At 59.3% G+C, this 16425-nt stretch carries 10 protein-coding genes; all 10 read left to right on the top strand.

Annotated features, from left to right (window positions below; all coding sequences use genetic code 11):
* The first annotated feature begins 2 nt into the window (after nucleotides 1–2).
* Entirely contained in the window at nucleotides 3–1838 is a 1836-nt protein-coding gene (gene tssF, locus MA04_RS16695) for a type VI secretion system baseplate subunit TssF (RefSeq protein WP_163126815.1), read from the top strand.
* On the top strand, nucleotides 1802–2896 hold the full coding sequence (gene tssG / locus MA04_RS16690) for a type VI secretion system baseplate subunit TssG (protein WP_163126816.1): 1095 nt from the start codon (nucleotides 1802–1804) through the stop codon (nucleotides 2894–2896). The genes tssF and tssG overlap by 37 nt, the downstream gene beginning before the upstream one ends.
* A 39-nt stretch (nucleotides 2897–2935) precedes the next feature.
* Nucleotides 2936–5638 carry a type VI secretion system ATPase TssH gene (tssH, locus tag MA04_RS16685; RefSeq protein ID WP_262461664.1) on the top strand — a complete coding sequence of 901 codons (2703 nt, stop codon included), beginning with the start codon at nucleotides 2936–2938 and terminating at the stop codon, nucleotides 5636–5638.
* Nucleotides 5635–5985, top strand: coding sequence for a hypothetical protein (locus MA04_RS16680; protein WP_262461662.1), 351 nt, complete (start codon nucleotides 5635–5637; stop codon nucleotides 5983–5985). The genes tssH and MA04_RS16680 overlap by 4 nt, the downstream gene beginning before the upstream one ends.
* A 67-nt stretch (nucleotides 5986–6052) precedes the next feature.
* Nucleotides 6053–9004, top strand: a complete 2952-nt coding sequence (locus tag MA04_RS16675) for a type VI secretion system Vgr family protein (protein ID WP_262461661.1) — start codon at nucleotides 6053–6055, stop codon at nucleotides 9002–9004.
* Entirely contained in the window at nucleotides 9001–10656 is a 1656-nt protein-coding gene (locus MA04_RS16670) for a hypothetical protein (RefSeq protein WP_262461659.1), read from the top strand. The genes MA04_RS16675 and MA04_RS16670 overlap by 4 nt, the downstream gene beginning before the upstream one ends.
* A complete protein-coding gene (locus tag MA04_RS16665; RefSeq protein ID WP_262461657.1) occupies nucleotides 10656–11405 on the top strand; it encodes a hypothetical protein in 750 nt (249 codons plus the stop codon). Before MA04_RS16670 ends, MA04_RS16665 begins: the two co-directional genes overlap by 1 nt.
* A 59-nt stretch (nucleotides 11406–11464) precedes the next feature.
* Nucleotides 11465–12394 (top strand): DUF4123 domain-containing protein, encoded by a 930-nt coding sequence (locus MA04_RS16660; RefSeq protein ID WP_262461655.1) that lies wholly within the window; start codon nucleotides 11465–11467, stop codon nucleotides 12392–12394.
* Nucleotides 12391–15864: a T6SS effector BTH_I2691 family protein gene (locus MA04_RS16655; RefSeq protein ID WP_316252621.1), complete on the top strand. Its 3474-nt coding sequence runs from the start codon at nucleotides 12391–12393 to the stop codon at nucleotides 15862–15864. Before MA04_RS16660 ends, MA04_RS16655 begins: the two co-directional genes overlap by 4 nt.
* 8 nt (nucleotides 15865–15872) lie before the next feature.
* A partial coding sequence (locus MA04_RS16650) for a DUF6708 domain-containing protein (protein WP_262461651.1) occupies nucleotides 15873–16425 on the top strand: 553 nt, incomplete at its 3' end.

The raw sequence follows: 16425 nt of genomic DNA, 5'->3' as shown, positions 1-16425 counted from the left end.
ACATGCGTGATCTGCTTCCATATTACGAACGGGAACTCGGCTTTCTGCGCCGGTATGGCAAGGAGTTCGCCGAGCGTTATCCCAAGATTGCCAGCCGTCTGCTGCTGTCGGCGGACGTCAGTGAAGATCCTCATGTGGAACGGCTGATTGAGTCGTTCGCATTATTGAGCGCGCGTATTTCCAAGAAACTGGATGACGATTTTCCGGAATTCACCGATGCGCTGCTTGAAGTGCTGTACCCCCATTACTTGCGTCCATTCCCGTCGTGCTCGATTGCTCGCTTTGATGTGGGGAATGCTCTGTCGACGCTTAGCGAGCCATTGCGCATTCCGCGCGGCACGGCGTTGCGTTCGCGACCGGTACGAGGGGTGAATTGCCGCTTCCGCACCGCTTATGATGTCACGCTGGTGCCGATTGTGCTCACCGAGGCCATCTACCGCCCGGTAATGCGGGCCCCCATGGCGATGGGGGGCGTTGGCGCGGGGCAGGGGCAGCTTTCTCTACGATTCGAGCTGGCCTCCACGCAATTGTCGTTCGCCACTCTTGGCGTGGACACCCTGAGACTGTTCACCGACGGAGAGCCCTCCTTCTGTGCCGCCCTTCGCGACGCGCTTGCCTATGGCATAGGCGCCACTTACGTGGAAGCGGATGACAGCGGGCGGTGGCTCGCGATGGACCAAACACCAATACGGCAGGTCGGATTCGACGACGAGGAATCCTTGATCGATTATCCGAGTCGCTCCCATCCGGCTTATCGTTTACTGACTGAACTGTTTGCCTTTCCGGAAAAATTCGGTTTCTTCGATCTCGATATAAAATCGCTGTCGTCCATGGCATCCGGCAGTTTTACCGTCCATTTCGCGCTGGATGCACCGCACACCGACGGTGAGCAGCAGCAATTGCTTGAGGGGCTCAGCAGGGACAATGTGCTGCTGGGGTGTTCACCGGTGGTGAATTTGTTCCGCCAGCGGGGTGAGCCGATTCACGTGCATGAACGCCAGGCCAGCTATCCGGTGGTGGCCGACGCCCGCAATGCCTTTGCTCACGAGATTTACTCCATCGACACGGTGAAACGGGTGCGGCAAACGCCGTTGGGAGAGGATATCCAGACGTTCCGCCCGTTCTATTCCCTGCACCATGGTGAGGATGCCGGAGGCGAGGGGCTTTACTGGATGGCCAGACGGGATGAGGAACTGGCCGAACAGAGTCCCGGCTACGAAACCGAAATCACCTTCGTCGATCTGCGTTTCAACCCGACCGTGCCCAAGACGGATGTGGTGGGTCTGGACCTGACCTGCACCAACCGGGATCTGCCCAGCCACCTGGCCTACGGCGTCAGCGGTGGTGATCTGACCATGGAAACCGACACTTCGGTGAAAAGCATCACCATGCTGCGCAAGCCTTCGCGCCCGCGCCGATTCATCGGCGGCAGAAACGCGCACTGGCGGTTGATCTCCCATTTGTCCCTCAATCATCTTTCGATCGCTGGTAGCGGCCTGCCAGCGTTGAAAGAGATGCTGTCACTTTACGATCTGTCCTCGGCGGCGGTGGCACGGCGGCAGATTGAAGGGCTGCTCGAAGTGCAGCACCGTCCGGTCACCAGCTGGTTGCCGGGCCGGCCTTTCGCGGCGGTGGCAAGGGGAGTGGAAATCAATCTCACCATCGATGAAAGCAGCTTCGTCGGCACCGGGCTATCGGCTTTCGTAGCCGCCCTGGACCGTTTCTTTGGCCTTTATGTCCATGCCAACAGCTTCACCCAGTTGAACATCCTTTCCCGTCAAAGCAATGAGGTACTGATTCAATGCCCTCCCCGAAGCGGCGAATCGACGCTGGTATAGCCCAGCAGTTGCTCAGTGAGCCTCACCGCTTTGGGTTTTTCCAGTCGGTGCGGATCATCGAGCAGTTGTTCAAGCGCCAAACGCGCAGCGCGGATGACGACGCGGTGGCCCGGCACATGCGCTTTGGCAGCAGCCTGTCTCTGGGTTTTCCCGCCAGTGAACTGGAGAAACTGGAGGCCTGGTCGGAGGAGGGGGAGCGACTGGATCGGCCCGGGGCGGTGGATTACACCCTGACCATGGAGAAACTTGGCAAAGTCCAGTTGACGCCGAGTTTCATGGGCCTGCTTGGCGTCAAGGGCGCCTTGCCCTGGCATTACGGTGAATGGCTGCATGAGCGGGAGATCTTTCAGCGAGATCGGGCCGCCCGCGCCTTTCTTGATATTTTCACCAACCGGGCGGTGGCGCTGCATTACGGGGCCTGGAAGAAATACCGGCTGGCAATTCAGTATGAGCTGGATCAGCGAGAGCGCTTCCTGCCATTACTGTTGTCGCTGGCCGGCGTAGGCGTACCCGGGCTGCGAGACCGGTTAAATGAGGCTCCGGGCGCGATTCCGGATCAGGCGGTGGCCTTCCATGCCGCCACGGTGGGGCAGCGGCCGGTGGCGGCGGTGCAGATGCAGCGTTTGTTGGCCGATTACTTCCAGGTGCCGATCAAAGTAGAGCAGTTCGTCGGCGCCTGGTATGAGATTCCCGAGCAACAGCGCACCCGTCTGGGGGCGAGTAATGCCCGGCTTGGGGTCGGCGCTGTGGCGGGCGAACGGGTTTGGCAACGGGACCTGAGGATGCGTTTGGTGGTGGGACCTTTGGCGAAGGACAGTTTTGACGCCTTCCTGCCTGGTGGTGAAGCCGCCCAGGCACTGGAAAAGTGGTTGACCATGCTGACCGGCGCCAGCCTTGAGTATGAAGTTCGCCTGGTGCTGAAAGCGGAAGAAATTAACGGATGCCTGCTGGGTGATCCGGAGCGGGGCGGGCGTCTCGGCTGGGACGGGTTCCTGTCCACGCGCCAGGATGCCGGCATCCGAACGGATACGACTTACGGTATCCATACACTTCAATGAAGGACGCAACGATGACCGGCAAGGAGCGTAAGCCGCGCCATGAGCATTAACCTGAAAACACTGATCAGCAAACTCAACGACCGCTGCCGACAGGCGGCGGAGAGAGCCGCCAGCCTGTGCATGGCCGCGGGACATTACGAAGTCGACCTGGAGCACCTGTTCGTGGCATTGCTGGAGCAGCCACAAAGCGATCTGGTGCTGGTGGCACGCCGCAGCGGCATAGCGCCGGATGCCCTGGAACGGGACCTTCGCGTTGAGATGGAAAGGCTGAAAACCGGCAATCAGCGCACCCCGGTATTCTCTCCGCATCTGCCGACACTGTTTGAGCATGCGTGGCTGCTGGCCTCGCTGGATTCCGGCACCACCCGTATCCGCAGCGGACATTTGTTGCTGGCGTTGTTGACGGAACCGGACCTCTCTCGCCTGGCGCAACGCAGTTCCGCGCTATTTACCCGGTTTGATCTGGAGCAACTCAAGCACGACTTCGACAAAATGACGGAAGGGTCGGAGGAAGGGCATCGTGATGCACCTCTGACGGAAGACGCGCCCAGTGAGGAAGGAGAGGATAAAGCGCTCGGCAAGACACCGGCTCTGGATCAGTTCACCCAGAATCTCACTGACCGGGCCCGGGAAGGCGCTATTGACCCGGTTATCGGCCGTGATGGTGAGATCCGTCAGTTGGTGGACATCCTCATGCGCCGGCGCCAGAACAACCCGATCCTCACCGGTGAGGCCGGGGTGGGTAAAACGGCGGTGGTGGAAGGGCTGGCGCTGCGCATCGCCGCGGACGATGTGCCGGAACCGCTGAAAGGCGTGGCACTACATGTTCTTGATATGGGCCTGTTGCAAGCCGGCGCCAGTGTCAAAGGTGAGTTCGAGAACCGGCTCAAGACGGTGATTGACGAGGTCAAGAAAAGCGCCCACCCGATCATCCTGTTCATCGACGAAGCCCATACCCTGATCGGTGCCGGCGGCCAGGCCGGCCAGAACGACGCTGCCAATCTGCTGAAGCCGGCACTGGCCCGTGGCGAACTGCGTACCATCGCCGCCACCACCTGGAGCGAGTACAAGCGTTACTTCGAAAAAGACGCGGCGCTGGCCCGGCGCTTCCAGGTCGTGAAGGTGGACGAGCCCAGTGAGGCTCTTGCCGCGGCCATGCTGCGTGCCATGGTGCCGCTGATGGAGCAGCATTTTAGCGTGCGGATCCTCGACGAAGCCGTCACCGAGGCAGTGCGACTGTCACACCGCTACATCAGCGGCCGGCAGCTTCCCGACAAGGCGGTATCGGTGTTGGATACCGCCTGCGCCAAGGTGGCATTGGGGCAGGGCGCCACGCCCGCCGCTATCGAGGACGCCGATAAGTATCTTCAGCGCATGGATCAGGAAATCGCCGCGCTGTCCCGGGACGAGCAGGCCGGGGCCTCCCATGGAGAACGCCTGGCGGATTTGGAAAGCGAGCGTGCGGAGACCCAGGACCGCATCGTTACCCTGAGGGAACGTCTCGACCAGGAAGTGGCATTGGTGCAGAGCATCCAGCAATTACGGGATGGCCGGGAGGAAACGGCGACCTCTGGCCAGGCCGATCCTGGTCACGGTATCCCCGAGCTGTTGTCCCGGTTGCGGGAGGTGCAAGGTGAGACGCCCATGGTGCCTCTGCAAGCCGATGGGTCGGTGGTGGCGGAAATTGTTTCCAATTGGACCGGGATTCCCCTGGGCCGTATGGTCAAGGATGAGATCGCGACCATTTCCAATCTGTCCGGCCTGTTGGCGGAGCGGGTTACCGGACAACAGCATGCGCTGGATGCCATTGCGCAACGGGTGCGCACCGCAACCGCCAGGCTGGAAGATCCCAACAAGCCCAGAGGCGTGTTTCTGTTCGTAGGCCCCTCCGGTGTGGGTAAAACCGAAACCGCGCTGGCACTGGCCGACATTCTCTACGGTGGCGAGCGCAAGCTGATCACCATCAATATGAGCGAGTATCAGGAAGCGCATACGGTTTCCGGCCTCAAGGGCTCGCCGCCCGGGTATGTAGGTTATGGCGAGGGCGGGGTGCTGACCGAAGCAGTACGTCGCAATCCCTATAGTGTGGTGTTGCTGGACGAAGTGGAGAAGGCGCATCCGGACGTACTGGAAATGTTCTTCCAGGTCTTCGACAAGGGCGTGATGGATGATGCCGAAGGGCGCGAAATCGATTTTCGCAACACTCTGATCATCCTCACTTCCAACGTGGGCTCCTCGCAAATCATGCAATCCTGTCTGAACCAGGAGGCGGAGCAACTGCCGGACCCCGAAGCACTCCATGAACTGTTGCGGCCGGCGCTTTACAAGGCCTTCAAACCCGCCTTCCTGGGACGCCTCAAAGTGGTGCCGTACTACCCGATCAGCGATGACGTTCTGGCCCGTATCATTGAGATGAAACTGAGCCGCATCGCGCGCCGGGTGGCGGAGAACCATGGCGCCCTGTTCGAATGGGACGACGCCTTGGCGGAATCGGTGCTGGCCCGTTGCACCGAGGTGGACAGCGGCGCCCGCAATGTGGACCACATTCTCAACGGCACGCTTTTGCCGGAAATTGCCGAGTCTGTCCTCGCCGCCATGGCCGAGGGCGCTAAAATAGCCGGTATCCGGGTGACCGCGGATGATAACGGTGATTTTCAATACACGGTAACGCCGGAAGGGGTACCGTCAACCGGAGCCGAGTCTCCACAAATCTTGTCCTTTCATCACAGGAGTGAATCATGACCGTCTACGGAGTGGATCAGGAAAAAGCCGCCACCAACTGCGACGCGGGCCCCAGCGTTGGCCGAAAAAGGCCGTTGGCCGAAGTGCGCCGCTGGCATCGCGTGGCCCCGGGGCATGTGGTCGAGTTGCTGATTGAATCGCCCATCGAGCAGCGTCATCAGGCACGTCAACTGCTCGGCATGATGGAGCATATGCCGTGGCGGATTCAGGCGCCGGCACAGGCGCAGGATCGGGCCGGGCGTCTGGTCAGCAACGTAAGACTGATCGTGTTGACGATCGCCGGCCGCAATCACCAACTGCATTGTTCCGAGTCCCCTTCGCTTCAGCTGGAGCGGATCTCCGCGTAATCGGGAGTTGGATAACGCTGCCTTACTCGAAGCAAGGCAACGAGAAAATTGATTAGGGACCGCTGACATGGATGTGATTGCCAGTCTGATGAGTGCGTTGTCCGCGCCGGGGCAGGGAGCCCGTTTATTGCAGCTCCAAACCCCGTTGGGGCCGGATGTTCTGGTGCCGGAGAGTTGCCACGGCGTTGAGGCGGTTTCCGGCGCCGGTGTTTCCGCCGGCGCCGGGTTTCGCTTTGACATCACGGCCCTGTCGGTGGACGCCCGTCTGCAGGCGCACGACTTGCTCGGGCAGCCGGTTCTGCTCACCTTGCTTACCGCGGACTCACGGACGGATCGCCGCCCCTTCCATGGTCATGTCACCCATTTCGAGTATCTGGAAAGCAACGGCGGTCTGGCCCGATATGCATTGGTGATCGAGCCGTGGACCGTGTTTTTGCAACAATGGGTGGACAGTCATGTCTATCAGGACATGACGGCCATGGAAGCCCTCGACACCCTGTTCGGGCGGTTGGCGGCCCGTGGCGGCGTGGTCACGCCCCGCTGGCGATGGGACCTGGCGGACAACGCGCTTTACCTCAGGCACAGCCTCGCCGCGCAACTGGAGGAAGACGGTCTGGACTTCATGACCCGAATCCTGTCGGAGCAGGGGCTGTTTTTCTGGTTCGAGCACCAGGCCGACAGCCATACGCTGGTGATCGCTGATTATAACAGCGCTTTCTCGGACCTTGGCCGGATCCGTTATCACCGCAGCGATGTCACCGAACAGGAAGACGCGATCCAGCAATGGCGGCCGGGACGCCGCGCCCACGCCGCTGGTATCCGCCGGGCCACCTGGGATTACCGGTCGCTGAAAATATTGTCCTCGCAACAAAATAGCGCGGATATGGCCTGGTCACCGGCGGAGGATGACGACAGCCCCGCGGCCTATGCCTGGCACAATCAGGCGGAAACCGAATGGCGCAGCCGTCGCCACATTGAGGTCCTGGAAGCGGCCGGAAAACGGGTGGAAGGGAATGGCACCTGGCGGCGTCTGCGTCCCGGCGGGCAATTTCAGCTTCACCAGCACCCCGGATACGCAGAGGAGGCCACCTTCCTCTGTCTGGCGGTAACACACGATGCTCGCAATAATTTGAGCTCGGATCTGATGGCGCAAACGGATCAGCGGTTCGAGACGCCACGGCGTGGCTTTCCTGATGCGCCTGAGCCTCTCGGCGACGACGCCTTACCGTCTCTGGATAGCGCGCCGGAGTCTGATTTTTATCGCAACGGTTTCGTCGCTCTACAAGTCGATACGCCTTTTCGCCCCTTGGATACCGTGTCACGCCACGGCCAGTCCCGGATCCGCGGTCGCGGCCTGCACAGCGCGGTGGTAACCGCGGACAATACACCGGTGCACACCGACCGTGATCATCGCATCAAGATGCAATACCCCTGGCAACGGGGCGAAGGCGCCAGTAGTGGGGAATCCCACCCTGAAAACGGCATCGACAACGCTCCGGCCAGCGGAGCCGCCTGGACCTGGGTGCGCACGCTAACGCCATGGGCTGGCGAGGATTGGGGCGGTGTCGCCGTGCCCCGAACCGGGCAGGAAAGCCTCACCCTGTTTCTGGAAGGCCAGCCGGAGAGGCCCGTCGCCATCGGCACCGTTTATAACGGCCAGGGCAACGACGAGGCCCAGCATAACCAGGTGGGCGGCGGTCACGCCCGGGCCACCGGTAACGCCGCCCCCTGGTTCAATGGAAACGATCATAAAGCGGTCTATACCGGTCTGAAGAGTCAGGCACTCTCCGCCAGCCAGCAAGGCAACAGCGGCCACCAATGGCTGCTGATGGACAGCACCAAGGCGCAGGCCCGTACCGAAGCTGGCAGCACCCAACATCAGAGCCGTTTGACCCTTGGCCATCTGAAAGGCGGGAATGACAACCTGCGGCAAGGAGAGCGAGGCTTTGGCGCCGATCTGAGCACCGCATCCACTGGAGCCCTTCGGGCCGGACAAGGTGTCCTGCTCAGCACGGAGGCGGGGCAATGGCAAATGAGCACCGATGGCGCCCAGGCGCGACTGCAGGGTAATGCGGACCTGCTGAAAACCCTCAATGACGCCGCACGCAACCAGAACGCCGGACAGACAGGCGAAGCCGACGAATTGCCTTCCCAGCAATCATTGAGCCACGTATTAACCACGCTGAAAGACACCCGATCCGGCTCCGGAGGGGAACAGGGAGGTGACGGCTCACCGCCTGGCTGGTCCCGCCCGCTGATTGTCGCCACCAGCCCGGATGGGCTGGCCAGCGTTACCCAGCAGGCACAAACCTGGGTGGCGGGCACCACCACCACGCTGGTTAGTGGCACGGACATCAACTGGATGAGCAAGAACAGCACCGTCATGACCGTGAGCGGCGGACTAAGCCTCTACAACAACGGCGCCTCGCCGGCCAGCGGCAAACCCAACCAGGAAAGCGGGATTCAACTGCACGCCGCCCAAGGTAAAGTCAGCGCCCGCGCCCCAAAACAACCCTTGACGCTCGCCGCAGCACAGGATGTCTCCCTGGCCAGCACCAACAGCCAGGTCACCCTGGCCGCCCCCAACCAGCCCCTCCTGCTCGCCTCAGGCGGCGCCTATCTTAAACTCGATGGCGGCAACATCGAGCTGGGTGCTCCGGGCGGCGTGCATTTGCAGGCGGCGATGAAGCAATTTGTCGGGCCGGCAAGCGCTTCGGCGCAGGCCGCGCCCTTGAGTGCGGGCAATTTAAAAGCTTGCCCGGAAGGCGATGCGCAGGCGGCGGCCGGCGGTGCGGCGTTTCTCATGGAATCTTCTTCCGCCGGGATCACAGAGTTCGATGAAGCCTTCGTTCTACGCTCCAAAAAGACGGGACAGCCCCTGGCGAACCGAGCCTATCGTGTTATCCGCGCAGATGCTTCGGTAGAGGAGGGGGTAACCGATGAGAACGGCTCAACCCATATCGTCGTCACCGGTGACTCTGAAGATCTACAGATTGAAGTTGGGGGAAGGCCGGCATGACAACCTTTTCGCTCTTGGGAGGTTCCCAAACTTCGCCTATCGAAAACCGGGAACGCAAGATCATCGAAGTGGATGATCCCGAGCTGAATGTTTGCCTCTACGTAATGGACGCCGGCACCAAGCAGGACGCGTTACCCTACGTGGCTTATTCCCCGGTTGATCCCTCCTCCTCGCCCGGGGAAAACGCCGCACTGTGCTTGCGGGCATTGGCTCCGGAAGAGAGTGCGACCATCGAATTCGACCTGCTGGGCGAGGACCGGTCACCTGAACTGGACGAGTCCATCGACCGTGCGGAGATCCATTGGCGGGTCGTGGATATGGAGGATGACAGTATCATCGGTGAGGGCGACTTCGCGGAAGGCCTGGCGTCATTGGATCTGTCCTTGAAACAAGGCGGCGAGGTGTCTCCGGAGCGGATATTCGAGGTGCAGATCGGCCCCGTGGGCATGGAACCCTTTGACGTCGCACAGAGTGTGGAAGTGCACTTGTTGCGGGACCGGCTATCCTGGTGGTTCGAACCGTGCTCAATGGATTTCGGATGGCGCCCATCCCAACCGGAGATGCGCAAGGATACAGGGGAGTACCGGCACCCTCAGAGAACCACTTATACGCGTGAAGCCTTACAATCCATCTATGCCTTTCTGGCCATGGAAGAGAAAGGGCGATTCCGGAAAACCTCCTGGCTGAAACCCTCGGTGACCTGCTTCGGAGAGTTCAATGAACAGCTTAAGGAAGTCCATGGCGCCGATCTCATTGATCTCAACACTATCGAACGCCTTGATCTGAGTTCCGTCGTTTCTTTGGATTCTTATGATGAGAGAGTCAAGGCTCTGGGTTACACGCTGACGAAACAAACTGCCTACCATAACCTGGATCGCGAGCCCGCCTTTCAGGTGAGGAGGAAGGAAGAAAGGGTGAACTGGGCCATGGAAGCGGTGGAGAACATCGGTGACCCGAGGCTCCCCCTGGCGGTGCTGTTGGCCAAATGGCAGACGGAAGGCTCACTGAAGGTTAATAGCTATGATCGTATTGTCGAGGACTACCGAGGCGGATGGCTTCGTGATCCTGAAAACGGTTTTGACCCCAAAGGCCTCTGGGATTCGTCAGTCGGCGCCAAACTTTATTACGTCTACATGACCGCGTACTGGGGACTGGGTGCGGATTTTTTGACCACGCATGTCAAAGAGAAAAATGACAACCGTTTGATTCTCAATGATTTCGACAACTCCTACGGGACTTTTATCGCTCAGGCCGACCGGTTTGGAGGAGACGGATTCGGTGCCTCGATATTGGACGCTCTCAATGTGTCTTCAGTTGAGAAATCCTTGGGCCAGTATTATGTGGTGACCGGGACCTCTGTTTTTTTCATCAAGATGTTGGAGATGGCAGGCCGATTTTTTCTGACTGAGTGGCGGGAGTATGGCCCCGAAGCCAGCCCTGATATCACCTATATGGCCTATAACGGCGGAAACGATGTATTCAACAATACACTCGGTGCTTACAACGCCGGAGAATATCTTGAGCGAACCCGGCTGAGTTTCGTTGACTGGGTCATGCACTATGAAATTCGGGATGGTGAATGGAAACAGCCCAGGCTGAACGCTCTGCGATTCCATTTTTACCGTAAGGCATTCGAAGGGGAGAACATCTGATGGCGCCGCTGAGAAGATTGAATCCGTTCGTCGCCACCGCAAGCCTATTGTTATTCTCGCTTTCCAATCCTGTACATAGCCAATGCCCGCTCCTTGGGGAGGCTCGCCAGCTAGAACCAGCCCTGCTCCCATGGGATGAGCCGATAGCGGAAACGGATCTGCCTTGGTTCGAGGCTCATGCCTCTGAAACCAGAATTGTCAGCCGTACGTCCAAAACTGGCATTGAAGAAGTCACCATTGAGTACCAAGGTGGATATTTGCTTCTTGATGAAGGCCCTCCCTCCTATCAGGTCCAGGTTCAATCCATTGCGGGGCCTTTGCTTTTCAGCCGGGACTCTGATGGTCGCAGCCGGGTCCGAATTCGCAATGTGGACCGGCTGGTCAGTCACGACGATGGCTCCTTGTCACTGGATCGCCTGGCCGAAGTGAGCACACCGGAATGGTCGGAGTGTGGATTTGTCCTTGATGGCAACGAGAACCCGACGGAACGAGTTGGCATCATACTGCCGGACCTCCACCTTCTGACGGATGGGGATCGCTCTCAATACAGCGTTCTTATCCGGGATAAGGAGGCAGCAACTCGTCTGCCCGTTCCTTTTGAGCAATGGAGAAACGTGCCGGTGCAGCAGTTGGAAGAGCACGCCATTGTGTTCATGGCTCCGGAGAACCTGGATAGAAGCAGGCTGCGGGTGGTTTGGCTCCGCCTGGACAGCAAGGGAACAATTGAGTCGCGGGCAAGCGGACAATGAGCAGGGCAGGGAGTCTGGCCCAGCCGGGAAAGCGAAATCATGACGGAGTAGCTTCGTTATTGACGCGGGCGGCCCAATCGAGTGCCGGCGCCTATCTACTGGTTGACCCCTTTCTGGCCACGTGGCGCCAGGCCCGAGACCGTTTGCGGATTCCGGTTTCAAACGACGTGACCGTGGTAAAAGTTGGCTATGCGGGGATTACTGACGACCACTGTCCCCATCTGATCCGATGGAAAAGCAGGGATGATACTTGGTTGCGGCACTCGATGATGCTCGCCGATGAAGAGCAAGCCGATGGCGGCCAGGAATCCGTAAAGGGATTGATGATATCCGGTTGGCTTTTTTCCGATGAGGCACCCGCCACCATCGCCCACCATCTTGCCCGGATTTCCACGCTGCGCCATCCGAAAGCGGGCCGGTGTTATCTGCGGTGGGCGGATCGACGGGTGTTGGAGTGGATGTGGCCCAGTTTTTCCTCCTGTCAGCGTCGCCGATTGCTGGGCCCGATCAACGCCTGGTATACCCTGAACCGCCGGGGAGGCCTGATTGAGTATCAGACGCCCAAAGAGGAACGAGAATCTGAAGAACACTTTTTGCCCCCTTTGACGGTGGAACAATGGAAGAGGGCGGAGCAGGGGCAATTGGTGCAGACGTTGTTGAGGGGCTGGGCGGGCGGTAACACCGAAGCCTTGCCTGAGGACTATTTGCTCCAAGCCGGCAATGCTATCCAAGGTGCCCTGACATTGGGCCTGAGCCGCCAACGGGACGTTCTGTTGCTCGCGGGATACACTCTGCAAATACACCCTCGGCTGGCGGAACATCCCAGTGTAATCGAAGTGGTGCAGCGGTCCCGCAAAACGGGCGTCCCTCTGCAGGCTGCCCTGCAGGAAATTGAGGACCCTTCCGGTTGGGAACGTATCCGCAAGGAACTTAGTGAACACGCTCCCAGGCAGGGAGCAGCGATTGACAGAAAGGAATCTGCAACATGACCACATCCCCCTCCGCTTTAGGCACGTACACTCAAAAAGCCATTGCCATAGCCGCGGGAAGCGGTGAAAGCGAGGCTCAGGGCTGCCCGTCCTGCGTCAAGGCGGGGCTTCCCGTGTTGCTGACAAGGCCCGGCCTGGCCGACAAGCAATATGCTCTGCGAAAGCGCCGAGCGGTGGCGCCTCTTCTACCTGGGGTGGCGGCCCCTGCCTTGCGTCATGCTGGCTATGTGATGCGCACATTGCGCAAGGGCTACCTGTTTGCCTACTACGAGGAACCCCATACTCCGCAGATTACGCAGCAGCAAGGCTGGCAGGCCTTTCGGGTGGATGATGGTGGTTTCATGTCGCCCCATGCCATTGACGATTTGCCGTTGGACGGCCAGGAACAGGACACGACGTTCAGTTGCGAGCGGGTGGCCGGTTACGCATCGGCCATGCTGTTCGTCATCCCGGATGCAACGAACACCGGCAAGGTCTGGGTCGGTTTCAGTGATCACCCATGGAGTGAGAAGGTTCGCGAAAGCTATGCCGGGAGCGAGTCCCTGCGTCAGGAAAGAATGGTATGCATTAACGCCCGGGAGGCCAGCTGCGAGCGAGCTGTGCCGCTTACCACCACCAATCTTGAATCCACGGTGGCGGATTATGACCCGGAGCGTCCCTTCGAGGCGTTGCGCGGCTCCCCCTTTCCTCCCTTGGTGCCGTCCGGCGGCTTCCTCGGTATCGGAAGAACACTGCCGTTCCTGGAGTCCATCCAGTTACCCGTGCGGGAAGAACGGGCGTCTGACGTCCTCGAACAAGCCAGAGTGATCCTTGGCCGGGATGGCAATCAGTTCAGCCCCGCCGACGTAAAAATTGTCAGTCTGCCGGATCCGGTGGGCGTCACGTTCGAGGCGGCCCAGCGCCGGATCACACTGTGCAACACCGCGGCGGAGTGGGTGAATCAGCAGGCCGGCGGTGACACCGAAAAGGCGCACTGGATGCTGACCTCGGCAATGAGCGTCGAGGGGCTGCTCATTGAGCTGGACCGCTCTGCGGAGAGTCGGAAGGCGGGCTTCAATACCCAATATCCGGAATTCAATGCGCAGAGAGAAGGCCGCGGCCCTGGCCTAAGAATGACCCATGAGGAATTCCGGCGGAAGCAAGAATCCGGCGAACTTCCTCCGGAAGCCACGTTCGACCTGGTGGTGCCTTACACGGGCATGTCCAGCCAGGAACTGGAGGATTACCGGAACAACATCAGCACGGTACGCCTCCCCACCAACAGCAGCATCGACCGTGAAACGGAAAGGCTCAAACAGAATGTGCTCGACAAGCTGGAACCCGGGAATGGGGGGCAGCTCAAATACAAGGCATTTCTCACCGCTTTCAACGACAAGGTGAAAGAGGACCAGCTCAGACTGGCGGAACTGGAAGCCGACTATTTCGCCTGGCTGGATTGCACCGCCCGGAAGCAGGTGACTGCGCATGACTTCGACGAGGAATGCATCGTCGATGGCGTCTTTTATTGCGATTGCGTCAGCAAACTGACCTTTGCCGGGCACCTTACTGATAATGGCCTGGAATGGTACAAGAACTTTCTTACCGAGGACCCCGAGGACAAAGAGAATCTGTTGTTACGCGCCCTGTTGGGTAACCAAAAGAGCGCTTTCGAGGAGTGGGTCGCTAAAAAGAGCGGCCCTTACGGACAGCTCAAGTCGATTATCGGTGAGGTGGAAAAGGCGCTGAAGGAGGATCCGGAGGCGCTCGGCCCGCAGAGCCGGATCATTGCCCGGTGGCTACCGCACTTGAAATTAGGACTCACCGCCATGGTCAGCCCGGTGTTGACGGTAACCGGAGCAGTGGCCACGGGTCTGGCCAAACGGGACCAGATCACGGCTGCCTTCCGCGAGCAGTTGCGTAACCTGTCCGGCGTGATCGCCGCGCGCAGCAGCGGCAACCAACTGCCAGCGCTGCTGAAAGTACAGATGTCATTGAGCGATGCCACGCGATTCTGGAATCGGCAGATGGGCACCCTGCAAGGCGCGATGCGCACCTTTGCTGGCCAGGTACGAGGCGAGAAAGTGCAAAGCCTGGTGCTGGGTGGCGCCATTGCCCTGGAGGCCCGTGGTGCCAGCGCAATGAGCGATGCTCTGGTGGATGTGTATCTGTGGGCCAGTGACGTGCCGGATGCGGTGGGCGATGCCCTGGACGGTGCCATGGACCTGCCATCCCGGGCTGCGGCAGGGGCCAGCGTAGGCGCGGCTGCCGTGGCCCGAGCCGGCAGCTATATTCTGAGACCGGCGGCGGCCAACTTGAACCAGGCCTGGCAGGGCGCCGCCCGCCTGGTGACCCGAACCCAACTTGATCGTCTGGCCCGCAATAGTGTGACTCTGGCCAGCAATGGCAGTGCTCTGTTGGCAGTGGGCTCTGGTGTGTTCTCCTCCCTGGCGCTCCTGGACGCCTGGGATAAATTCAAGCACGGTAATGCTGAGGAGCGGCAGCAGGCGGGTACCAGCTTGCTGACTTCCGGGTTGGGCCTTTCCGGCGCCTTTCTGGCTCTTGGGGCGGAGATGGCGAAACAGGCTGCTAAGGAGGCCATGAAGGAAAGCCTGAAAAAGGCGGCAGGGATAGTGGGGGCTGCGGCGGCGCTTATTGATGCAGCTCAACTAACCTTTAGCGGCCAGAGCGAGTTTTCTAAATCAAACCCCGGCGCCGGGCTTGCAAGTATTTTTCAGGCTTTTTTCCTTACCGTTGCCGGTGGTGCGAGCGTTGCAGCTGCCTTTGGTCTGGGGCAAGCAGCAATACTTGGTTTATCCGTCACGGGATGGGGGTTGGTCCTTGTTGCTCTTGGTATTATTGCGGGCTTTTTTGTGGCCGCTCTCCAAGATACACCCACAGAGGAGTGGGCTGCACGCAGTCTGTGGGGAAAGGCCTCGGACAAATGGGGGAGTTTGGAGCGGGAGCAGGGGGAGTTAAATACGTTGATGTTGGGCATACGGGTGGACTTTGATTTCCGCAGCCGTTTTACCAACATGAGTAACTACGGCCGATCCCTGGCTCATCAGATCAACCCGCTCAATATTGTTCGCGACGCGGGAAAACTGATTCGCGGTGAACGGCCAGGGCCAGAGGTGATGCGCGAAGCCTGGGCCCGCATTGTCATCCCGAAAGCCCTGGAGAGCCGTATATGCTGGCTGGTGCGGATCATTGCCCGGCGCAAGGACGGTAAAGATGCATTGGTGGCGGACTACAGCCACCGTCCCGGTAATGTAATCTGGGTGGTGGCCCGGCGGGATACCTATGAAGATGACATGGGAAGTGTGAATCCGGAGCAAGACGACAGCAAACGGGAAGACAATTTCTGGACCGTGGAGCTTTCCGCCCAGTTGGATATTGAGATCTACGAGGAAGCATGGGCCGAGGTGATGATCTACGGGGATCCAACGGCTTCGGAAGCTCCACTGGTCAACCATACACTGAGAGAGGAATAGCTGATTCCATGCCGGTAGACGATAAAGAACGTGGCATTTTGATTCCGGAATGGCGCAAAGAGGAGCCGGAGCTGATCTTTTCGGAAGCTCAACGCAGGCGAAATATTTACGCACGTAAAGCCCCTCTCAGAGTAGTGCCTAATGAGAAAAAAAAATCAGTACATCAAGCACCATTTGCCTTCAGGTCAGTGCTTAGGGTGCACCCAGAAGGAATTGAAGTGGGAACCTCTATGGGAGAAGGTGTCGCGAAATACCTAGGCTTTGGGGGGGGGGCGGTAATCATTACCGGGCTTTTCCTACTGTATGGAATACTGCCTACATTTGATATCAGTATTTACTTGTTCTTATCCCTATTATTGCTTCCGATCGCTCCTATCCTCTTAGGGATCATGTTTATCCGTCGAGGTTTCTTCAGCCCTTCCGACCACCCAACCTTATTCAACCGCAAGACCCGTCAAGTTTATGTCATTCCCGTGAAGCCGCTAAACTTCCTGAAGTTCTGGGAAAAGGGCGAGCCGGGTAAGATGAAAACCTACTCCTGGGATAATGTTACCGTACGAA

The organism is Alloalcanivorax balearicus MACL04 (genome assembly GCF_025532145.1).
In the GTDB taxonomy this organism is placed as follows: Bacteria; Pseudomonadota; Gammaproteobacteria; order Pseudomonadales; family Alcanivoracaceae; genus Alloalcanivorax; species Alloalcanivorax balearicus.
Note: the sequence above shows the minus strand (reverse complement) of the source record. Positions and strands in the feature narration are given on the sequence as shown.